The organism is Protofrankia sp. CiP1_Cm_nod3, assembly GCF_982290655.1.
Window position 1 is genome coordinate 1 of record NZ_CEVIVD010000168.1, and the last position, 9,445, is coordinate 9,445.

The following is a 9,445-nucleotide window of genomic DNA, read 5'->3' on the forward strand; positions in this document are numbered from 1 at the left end:
GTCTGTGACCTGCGGCGATTCTATTTTTTTGATCTATTATGGAAGACCGCCCAGGGTTTGTGGGCTCAACGCGGGCTCAAGCCCTACGATCTTGTTCTCTGGGTGGCCGTGCGGGCTCAACACCTTGATCCTGTTGGTGACGTTGCGTGCCCGCTCTGCCCATGTCGTATTCCCGGCGGGGTGTTCCTCCGAGTGGGTCGACGTGAGCAGTGCGTGGCTACGTAAGCGAGAGCGGGCTCTGGCGACGATCACGTTACGCCGTGAGGTGCTGAGGCTCGCGGGAGGCGCGAGACCTTCTCGCCGGACCGTCGCGGCGGTCGGGTGGGAGCTGAGCGCGGGCGGTCCGGCCCGGAAGACGTCGGGGAGGGCGGGAAGCACGCTGGCAAAGCCGGGATGGTCCCGAAGCGTAGGTGACTCTGTCTCCACAGGGCTCGGGGCGGTTCAGTCCTGATCAGTCGCTGTAATGGTAGCGGGCTTTGAGAATCTTCACTGTCTTGTCGTCGGCCCGGTAGACCAGCCGGTGCTCGTCGTCGATGCGGCGGGACCAGTAGCCGGACAGGTCGCCTTTCAAGGGCTCGGGCCTGCCTATCCCCGTGAAGGGGTCGCGCTGGATCTCGCCGATCAAGCGCGTGATCCTCGTCGCCATTTTCCGGTCGGCGCCCAGCCAGTACAGAAAGTCCTCCCAGGCGGCGGGGTCGAAGTGGATGCTCCGCACTACTCACCCGCCAGAGCCTGTAGCTCCTCCATGGTCTTGACGGCGGCAGCCTGGTGCGACTTGTCCCGGGCGACGGCCTCCATGAGCCGCCGGGCGTTGGCGGGAGATCGTAGCAGGTAGATAGTCTCCTGCCAGGAGTCGAAGTCCTCAGCGGACATGAGGACGGCGTCTCCGTTCTTGGAACTGATCCGTACCGGCACGTGGTCGTCGTTGACCTGCTGAATCAGGGGGAACAGGCGCGAGCGAGCCTCGCTGGCGCTGATAGCCACTGTCACCCTCCTTCTCTATTGTACAAGTTTACCGTACCATAGAGGTACGATGTTTGGGTACGGTACCCGGATCGGCTCATCCTCCTCCGTCAAGCCTTGTTCCTCCAGTCGTGATCGGGCGGTGACAGTGAGACGGCGTGCCCGGTGGTGATGGGAATGGCCAGCCCGGGGCGGTCGATGGCACGGGTGGGGGCGTCAGGGTGGCCGCGGAGGGCTCCTTGCGCGGCGCCAGTACCATCTTGCTGTGTTCTGGCGGCGGAGCCGGGTGGCGGCAGAGATTGAATCATTGTTGGTGGAGGATCGGTTCCGGGTGCAGCGGACGATGCCCGCCGACCTGCTGGCGACGCCCGGTTATCTGGCTATGAACAACCACCGGTTCGGGATAGCGTCCGAGGTTGCCGAAAGGGCATCATGGCGGGCTCCTGAAGCGCATCGTTTCAATGTGGAGCCCGGATTCGTCCTGCTTGGCGTTGCTCCACCGGAGCGGTCGGACGGTGGACACAGGCCGATGCTACTGAGCGCATATGACGCGCAGAACGGAGCTGGCACCCAGCTACTGGCTGCCTGGTGGCTGGATCCAGGCGCGCCGAGGGAGCCTGTCGCCGCGTTCAGTAATTTCCTGTCCCAGTTCGGGGTATACATGACCAGTGGACGAAATGAAAGCCTCTTCTTCCTTCGTGCCCTGGGTGCCGTTCCGCCGCAGCCGGTGCGAGGGTCGCACGATGTCGAACTGCATGCCCTCCACCAGGTCCAGCAATTCGCCGGAACGGTCGGCTGGGCGTGGTGTTTCGGAATTAACACGCATAAATATAGAGGCCATCTTTCTGTTTCTGGCCGGTGAGATTTTCGCGTAGTCATCCGTTGTGATACATAATCCGTGGTGGCGTGATCCGTCTCCGGTACACGAGGTGCGGTGCCGGGCTCGGGGCGGCGGGAGTTGTCCTGGTGAACAGACCCGGCAACGCAGGTGATCTCACCGATCCAGGTTCGCGGGGGCGAAGATGGGCGGATGATGCCGCTGCTGGACGCCGGTGAGGTCGCCCGTGCTCTTCGGGCGGCCGGGGTGGGGCGGCGGGAGCCGGTGGCGGTGGTCGTGGTCGCCGGGGCGGGAGTCGGGCTGGCCTGCGAGCGGGGCGGCTGGGCGGTGCGGGCTCACGAGCCGTCCGCCGTCGTGGCCGAGGTCGAGGATGTTCTCGGGCCTCGGTGGGTGTGGTGGTCGGCGCGGGGGGCGGCGGCGCCGCTGGTCACCGCCGGTGTGCGGCTGGCTGTCTGTTGGGATCTGGCCGCCGTCCACCGGGTGCTGCACGGTGGACGGCGGGACGACCCCGGCGCGGTATGGGCCGCCGCCCGTGGGCTGCCGCTTCCCGCCGCCGGTGGCGGGAAGATGGCGCGGGGTGGGCAGCTCGACCTGCTGGCCGTGGTGGAGGACGCGGCCGACGGTGACGACCCGCAGGAGCCGGTCCGCGGCGACGGGCAGCTGCGCTCGGGCTGGGCGGACGAGGCGTGGGGCATCCCCGGCCGCGGCGACCCGGCCGGCCGGCTGCGGCGGGCTGCCCGTTTCGCGGAGCTCGCCCTCGCCGTCCGGGCGGCGCAGGAGCGGGCGTTGCGCCGGCTGGACGACCCGCGGGCGGCGCCGGGTGGCATACCGTTGGCGGTGCTGACGGCCTGGGCGGAGTCCGCGGCGGAGCTGCTCGCCCGCGAGCTGGAACGGGACGGGCTGCCGCTGGACCGCGCGGCCGCCCAGCGGATGATCGCCAAGGTCGTCGGTCCCCGGCCGCGGGACGGCGCCGAGGATGCCGCGTCCCGGCGGGCGCGGGACGCCCCGGTGCTGGCCCACCTCGGTGGCGGGGTGGATCTGCGTAATCCGGTGGAGCTGCGAACCGCCCTGCTGGGCCTCGGCATCGACATCCCGGACACCAGGTCGGCCCGGCTGAAGCCGCTGCGCGACGTCCACCCGGTTGTCGCGGCGTTGCTGGCCTGGCGGAAGGCCGAGCGGATCGCCACCACCTACGGGTACCGCTGGCTGGACAGCTATGTGGGGCCGGACGGCCGGCTGCGCGGCGGCTGGCGCGGCAGCGACGGGGCCGGCGGCCGCATGACCGCCCAGGCCGGTCTGCACAACCTGCCCGCCGGCCTGCGGGCCGCGGTGGCGGCCCAGCCCGGTCACCGGATCGTGCGGGCCGACCTCGGGCAGATCGAGCCGCGGGTGCTGGCCGCCGTCTCCGGCGACCCCGCGCTGGCCCGGGCGACCGGGGATGACGACATGTACGCGCCGGTGGCGGCCCGGCTCGGCTGTGACCGGCCCACCGCCAAGGTCGCGGTCCTGGCGGCGATGTACGGGCAGACCTCCGGTGCCGCCGGCGCGGCCCTGCGGCAGATGCGGCAGGCGTACCCGCGCGCCATCGCCTACCTGGACGCCGCCGACGGGGTCGGTCGGGCCGGCGGTGACCTGCGGACGTTCGGCGGCCGGCTGGTCCGCACCGCGCCGTCGGCCCCCGCCGGCCCGGATCGGCCCGGCCCGCCCCGGACGGACCTGGATCGCGTGGCCCTGGATCGCGTGGCCATGGACCGGGTGGCCATGGACCGGGTGGCCATGGACCGGGTGGCCATGGACCGGGTGGCGGCCGCGCGCGGCCGGTTCGCCCGTAACGCCGTCATCCAGGGTGCCGCGGCTGAGCTGTTCAAGGCGTGGGCGGTCACCGTCCGCCGGGAGCTGGTGCTCCTCGGCGGCACGATCGTCCTCTGCCTGCACGACGAGCTGCTGCTGCACGTCCCCGCCGACCGGGCGAACGACGCCGTGTCGCTGATGCACCGGACGCTGGCCACGACCGCCGCCTACTGGGCGGGCGGAAGCGGGGTCCGCTTCGTCGCCGACGTCTCCGTGATCGACAGATGGTCGGACGCCAAGAGCTGACGCCAGGAACTGCTGACGCCAGGAGCTGACGCCAGAGCGCCGGTCAGGTAACCATACGTATCCCCCCTGAACGATGGCATGCTTCGATAGACGTCGGCCACCGGAGAAGATCGGCGTAATTTTGTCGTTGTGTACGCTTTTGTGGCCAAAAAGCGTACACAACGACAAACTCTCCTGGATCATGGCCTGGACGGGTGGTCGTGTATGGGATCCGAGCTACTTGACCGGCGCTCCAGGAGCTGACGCCAGGAACCGAGGCTGCCCGCTCGCGTTTCCCCTTGAGTGGGCCGCGGTTGGGGCCGCTGGCCTCCCGAGCCGCTCTGCCCGTGGAACACACGCGAGCCGGGGACGCGGGGAAACTCGCGGCGGGCACGGGCGTCCTCGCGTCGCGGCGTGCGGTCGCGGCCCTGTCCCGTGTCCGGTCGCGGTGCGGTGATGTCGCCGATCTGTCGGGCCCGCCGCCGCCCACGTAGCTGACGATCTGTCCGGCATACCGCGTAGGCTCGAGACCGCCGGCATCCTGTGCGGCGCGGACACCAGCTGGGTGCGGCCGCGGGTTGGGAGGTGACGTTCGTGTCGGACTCGCTGGATCTGGGCGGGCCGCTGACGCCGCCCGCGGCCAGGGCGGCCGTGCCGGGGTCCGCGGGCGGCGCGCTTGAGCTCTCCCCGCCGGCGCCTGTTCCGGTCGTCGCCGACGACCGGGTGGACAGCATGATTCCGCTCGACGAGGCGACCCGGGCGGAGCTGCGCAGAAGGGCTGCGGCGTTCGCCGATGACCTCGCCACGCAGGACCCGAGAAGTCCGGCGTTCCAGGACAAGATCGGCGATATCGCGTCGATGGGCCAGCGGGAGATCGTCGCGAGTGCCCGGACGTCCAACCGGATGCTCGAGCGTCCGGCGGCGGCGCTCAGGAGCGCCCGCGGTGGCCGTGGCGGTGACGCCCAGGCGCGCGTCGCCGGCACGCTCGTCGAACTGCGCCAGACGGTGACCGAGCTCGACCCGGCGAGGGCCGATCTGAAGGGCGCCCGCAGGTTACTCGGCGTGGTGCCGTTCGGCAGCAGGATCTCCAGCTACTTCCAGCGCTACCAGTCGGCGCAGAAGCAGCTCGACGCCATCATCAGGGCGCTCGACTCCGGCCAGGACGAGCTGCGCAAGGACAATGCCGCCATCGAGCAGGAGAAGGCGGAGCTCTGGGCCGCGATGGGCAAGCTCACCGAGTACGCGACCCTCGCGAAGGCGCTCGACAGCGCGGTCTCGGCGAAGATCGATCAGCTGCGGGCCGCGGATCCGGGGGCCGCTGACGCGTTCACCTCGGACGCGCTGTTCCCCATCCGCCAGCGCCAGCAGGACCTGCTCACCCAGCTGGCGGTGAGCGTGCAGGGCTATCTCGCCCTCGACCTCGTCCGCAAGAACAACATCGAGCTCATCAAGGGCGTCGACCGGGCGCAGACGACGACCGTCGCCGCGCTGCGCACCGCGGTGATCGTCGCTCAGGCGCTGGCGAACCAGCGGCTCGTGCTCGACCAGATCAACGCGCTGAACGCCACGACGAACAACATGATCATATCGACCAGTGAGCTGCTGCGCCAGCAGTCGGGCCAGCTCCAGCAGCAGGCGTCGTCCAGCACGGTCAGCGTCGAGGCCCTGCAGAAGGCATTCGACAACATCTTCGCGACGATGGACGCCATCGACACGTACAAGGCGAAGGCGGTCGAGAGCATGGTGGCGACCGTCGCCGCGCTCGAGACCCAGGTGGGACGCTCGAAGTCGTACCTGGAGCGGGCCCGCGCCAGCGAGCGCTGAGCGACGCCCGTCATCCGATCGGCCGTCATACGATCGGTACGGACAGGAGGTGCCGTGTTCTTCCGACGGCGTTCCGGCACCGCCAGGGGCCCCAGGAACGAGAACCTCGGGAACCAGGCCGCCCCGGCGGCCGGCTCCGGGCCGCGGAACACGGCCGAGGTCGTCCACCAGGTCAGACAGCTGCAACGGGAGCTCGCCGGGATCGTCGCGAGGGCGAACGCGGACGGGGGCCGGCTGCCGCCCGGGGCGGTGCCGACCGTACGTGACATCGATGACGTCCTGCGGCCGTTACTGCGCCACATCGAGGCCCAGTCCGCGAGCGAGGAGGAGATGAGGCATCTCACCGCCATCATCCACGAGTACCTCCCGCAGGCCCTCGGCGACTTCACCGCGTTGCCGGCCCAGTACGCCGGACGTCCCGGTGTCACGGGCACCACACCCGCCGAGGACCTGATCCGCCAGCTTCAGCTGCTCGACGAAGGCGCCAACGAGCTACAGGACCTCGTCTACACCGGGGACGCCGCCAGGCTGGCGATCCAGGCGCGTTTCCTGGACGCCAAGTTCCGCCGTTCGGACCTCGATTCATGACTGTCGTCCTGCCCAGGGGCGGGAACGTGCTGCTGGCGGGGGAGGCGCCCGGTATCGAACGGGTGGACATCGGCCTCGGCTGGAGCGACGGGCCTGGCCCGGCCGCCGTCGAGGTGGACGGCTTTGTCGTCCTCGGCAGCGGCGTCCTCGGCAGTGGCGCACCCGGCAGCGGCGGCGCGACGTCGCCCCAGGTGCTTCTGGCCCATCAGGTGCCGAACCCGACGGAACGGGCTGGCGCGTCCCCGCCGCCGCGCCTGCCCGTCGGTGACGCGGAAAAACTCGTTGTCACGTTGGCCGCCGTGCCGGCCGAGGTCAGCCAGGTGCAGTTCGGGGCGGCGATCTACGACGCGGCCGGGCGCGGGCAGACGTTCCGGTCGGTGCGCCACGCCTACGTCCGGGTCCGCAACCACGCCGACAATGTCGAGATCGCCCGCTACAGCCTGGATTCGGAAACCGGGCTGGAGACGGCAATGATCTTCGGTGAGATCTACCGTCACCCGCGGGGATGGAAGTTCCGGGCCATCGGACAGGGCTACGTCGACGGTCTCGCGGGCCTCGCCGGGCCCGACGGACGAGACATCGCGACGGTGCATCCCGGCAGGGTGGCCGCCTTCCTCACCCGGGCCTCGCCTGCCCGGACCCGGCGGAACGTGGCCGCGCACCTGCACCCGCCGCGCACCGAGCCGCACCGGTCACCTCCGGTGATCAGGCCCTCGTCGCCCCCGCGCCCGCAGCCCCCACACGTACCGCCGGCCGAGCGGGATCCTGCCGTGACGCGGCCGCCCGCACCGCCAGCCGGATCCGCACCCTCGACCGGACCTGTACCTTCGACCGGATCCGCACCGCCGGCTGGACCCGCACCGCCGGCTGGACCCGCACCGCCGGCTGGACCCGCACCGCCGGCTGGACCCGCACCGCCGGCCGGACCCGCACCGCTCACGCCCGTGCCGGCGGCTACCCGTTCGCTGCTCGACCTCGGCGGGCCCGACGAGGCCGTCCTCGTAACCGTGGCCCGTGCGACGGCCACCCGTGCCCTGGCGCGGCGGCCACCCATTCGTGACGGATACGGAGAGCATTCATCACGTCACAAACAGCGTATGGAACACGTCGCCGCACTCGATGACGATCATCCGGCCACCACCTGGACGGAGGAGAAACGCGGCTCGACCGCCATGACCGTGACCCTGCGGTGGACGCCACTGAAGACCCGGACCGGCCTGCCTCGCCCGAGCAACATCCACCTCGGCTGTCTCTGGCAGGCGAACGACGGGGCGGCCGGCCTCATGCAGGACCTCGGCGACACCGTCAGCGCCCCCGGGCCCGCGGCCCCCCGCCAGGTGCTGCGGCTCGGCCGCCGCGACGAGCTGGAAGGGCAGACGATCTTTGTCGATCTGGGTGCGCTCCAGACGTTCAGGCGCTTCTTCGTCTTCGCCTACGGACTGCACGCCGCGCCGGAATGGCCCCTGCTGCGACCAGCGCTCACCGTCGACGCCCGGACGGGTGAGCAGCTCACGATCCGCCTGGGTGACGCGCCGGCGGGCGCCCGGATCTGTGTCGTCGCGTCGTTCCACATCGTGCGGGACGACGTGATCATCCGGCGGGAGAACGACTTCCTCAGAGGAGCCCAGGCCGACGCCGGCGCACGCTATGGCTGGTCACTGGACTGGAGTCCAGGCGGGGAAACTCTGCGTGACGTTCCGTAGCGACACCGCCGGCCGACCGTGATCTACAGCGCCGGTATCCTGACGATCACTACTCGCCGAGCCCCGGCTCCGCCGCCCGGCCGAGCGCGCCAAGCAGCCCCTGGGCCCCACGGGAAACGCTCGATGGACGGGCGGGCGGCGCGGGAGGCGGGCGATCAGGTCCGTGATCCCGTCAGGCGGCCGGCACGCCGTCCAGCATCTTGGTCACCCTGCGGGAGGCGAACTCCGGGTGGTCGGCGACGTTGGTGGTGCCGCCGATCTCCGGCTCGTGCCGGCAGAGCAGAACGCCGTCCCTGGTGGGCACAAGATCTGGTTCCACGAAGTCGGCGCCCAGCCGGGCCGCCAGTTCGTACGAGGCCAGGGTGTGCTCCGGACGGTAGCCTGACGCGCCGCGATACCCGATCACCAGCGTCGGCCGGCACCGGTTGCCACCGGAGTCAGCCGACGCCGCGCCCGCCGAGGCGCCCGAAGCCGTCGAGACGACGGTGGTGGCGGCAAGCGGGGCCACCGGCGATACCCGCAATCACGGAACGGCGGTCCACGCATACTCCAGCGCAATGGCGGCGACTTTCGCCGGCGGCACGCATCGCACAGCAAACCGACAGGAGAAAACGAGCACGCAGATCATGTGTTACCTGTCGCCGTCGGTCAGCCGTCGAACTGGTGAACCCGTCGGCCGGAAAGCCGGCACCGGCATCGGACCGGGGCGGGCCGGCCACATCTCGCACGGGCGGTCGCTGGTTTCGATGTCGATCGCGTTCTTGACCTCCGGACGGTTGAGGGTGATCCAGGCGACCGGCCCCTGCTTCTCGTAGCGGGCTTTGTCCGAGCGGCTTATCGGATACCTCGGAGAGCGTACGGCCGAAGATCGAATATCATGCGGTCGTGAACGCGCACGGTGACACCGCCGATCCTGACCGGCGGGTGGGAAGCGCGGCTGGTGTCGCGTGTGCCGGCGCTCCCGGCGCGGGGAGGACAGAGGCCGCTACCGCCAGTTTGCCTACTGTCGTGGATGTTGTCACGGCACATCTGCCCGGTCTGCGGGTCCACTCGGTCGAGCGCCTGGGTGAGGGACTCGACAACATGGCTTACCTGGTCAACGGTGAGCTGGTCGTCTGGAGTGACGCCGCGCTCACCGACCCCGCCTATGACATCGGCCTGCTCTGCCGTGACCTCGGGGACGCGGCGCTGACGGCTGCCGTCGACAGGCTCCGGCCCGTCCGCGACCAGATGTTCTCCCTGCGAGAACGGGCTGTCTGCTACGCACGCTGCAGCGTCCTTGAGGACTTCGCGTACGGCCTGGAGACGGGGCGGCAAACCTACACCAACAGGGCCCTCGCCGCGCTGGACCGGTTTTTCTTGCCATAGGACGCGTGGGACGCTCTGCCGCTGCCGGCGATATCGCTGTCGCGTGACGCCGCCGGCGGGGTCCGCGGGGCTGGGTGCGTGGGGC

Annotated in this window: 9 protein-coding genes; 6 read left to right on the forward strand and 3 right to left on the reverse strand. The window is 70.3% G+C overall.

The genetic code is table 11. From position 1 onward, the window contains the following. Nucleotides 1-451: 451 nt before the first annotated feature. Together AC5LUJ_RS21265 and AC5LUJ_RS21270 are read right to left on the reverse strand one after the other, a co-directional pair. Nucleotides 452-715 carry a Txe/YoeB family addiction module toxin gene (locus tag AC5LUJ_RS21265; RefSeq protein ID WP_250280605.1) on the reverse strand — a complete coding sequence of 88 codons (264 nt, stop codon included), beginning with the start codon at nucleotides 713-715 and terminating at the stop codon, nucleotides 452-454. After that, complete coding sequence (locus tag AC5LUJ_RS21270) at nucleotides 715-984, reverse strand: type II toxin-antitoxin system Phd/YefM family antitoxin (RefSeq protein WP_250280604.1); 270 nt, start codon at nucleotides 982-984, stop codon at nucleotides 715-717. The genes AC5LUJ_RS21265 and AC5LUJ_RS21270 overlap by 1 nt, the downstream gene beginning before the upstream one ends. A gap of 265 nt (nucleotides 985-1,249) precedes the next feature. Here AC5LUJ_RS21270 and AC5LUJ_RS21275 point away from each other — a divergent pair, with 265 nt between their 5' ends. The 5 genes from AC5LUJ_RS21275 (at nucleotide 1,250) to AC5LUJ_RS21295 (ending at nucleotide 7,992) form a co-directional block, all read left to right on the forward strand. Next, entirely contained in the window at nucleotides 1,250-1,825 is a 576-nt protein-coding gene (locus AC5LUJ_RS21275; protein WP_250280602.1) for a hypothetical protein, read from the forward strand. 168 nt (nucleotides 1,826-1,993) lie between these two features. Continuing rightward, entirely contained in the window at nucleotides 1,994-3,898 is a 1,905-nt protein-coding gene (locus AC5LUJ_RS21280) for a DNA polymerase (RefSeq protein ID WP_250280599.1), read from the forward strand. Nucleotides 3,899-4,471: 573 nt separating this feature from the next. After that, the gene (locus tag AC5LUJ_RS21285; protein WP_250280597.1) at nucleotides 4,472-5,701 is read left to right on the forward strand and encodes a toxic anion resistance protein; all 1,230 of its coding nucleotides are present in this window, start codon (nucleotides 4,472-4,474) and stop codon (nucleotides 5,699-5,701) included. A gap of 54 nt (nucleotides 5,702-5,755) precedes the next feature. Further along, a complete protein-coding gene (locus tag AC5LUJ_RS21290) occupies nucleotides 5,756-6,289 on the forward strand; it encodes a hypothetical protein (protein WP_250280595.1) in 534 nt (177 codons plus the stop codon). Beyond that, nucleotides 6,286-7,992: a TerD family protein gene (locus AC5LUJ_RS21295; protein WP_250280593.1), complete on the forward strand. Its 1,707-nt coding sequence runs from the start codon at nucleotides 6,286-6,288 to the stop codon at nucleotides 7,990-7,992. Before AC5LUJ_RS21290 ends, AC5LUJ_RS21295 begins: the two co-directional genes overlap by 4 nt. A 172-nt stretch (nucleotides 7,993-8,164) precedes the next feature. Here the strand turns inward: AC5LUJ_RS21295 and AC5LUJ_RS21300 are convergent, their stop codons facing one another. Further along, nucleotides 8,165-8,500 (reverse strand): glycerophosphodiester phosphodiesterase family protein, encoded by a 336-nt coding sequence (locus tag AC5LUJ_RS21300; RefSeq protein ID WP_250280591.1) that lies wholly within the window; start codon nucleotides 8,498-8,500, stop codon nucleotides 8,165-8,167. A gap of 500 nt (nucleotides 8,501-9,000) precedes the next feature. Between AC5LUJ_RS21300 and AC5LUJ_RS21305 the strand changes: the two genes are divergently transcribed. After that, nucleotides 9,001-9,360, forward strand: a complete 360-nt coding sequence (locus AC5LUJ_RS21305) for a hypothetical protein (RefSeq protein WP_250280588.1) — start codon at nucleotides 9,001-9,003, stop codon at nucleotides 9,358-9,360. The last annotated feature ends 85 nt before the right edge of the window (nucleotides 9,361-9,445 follow it).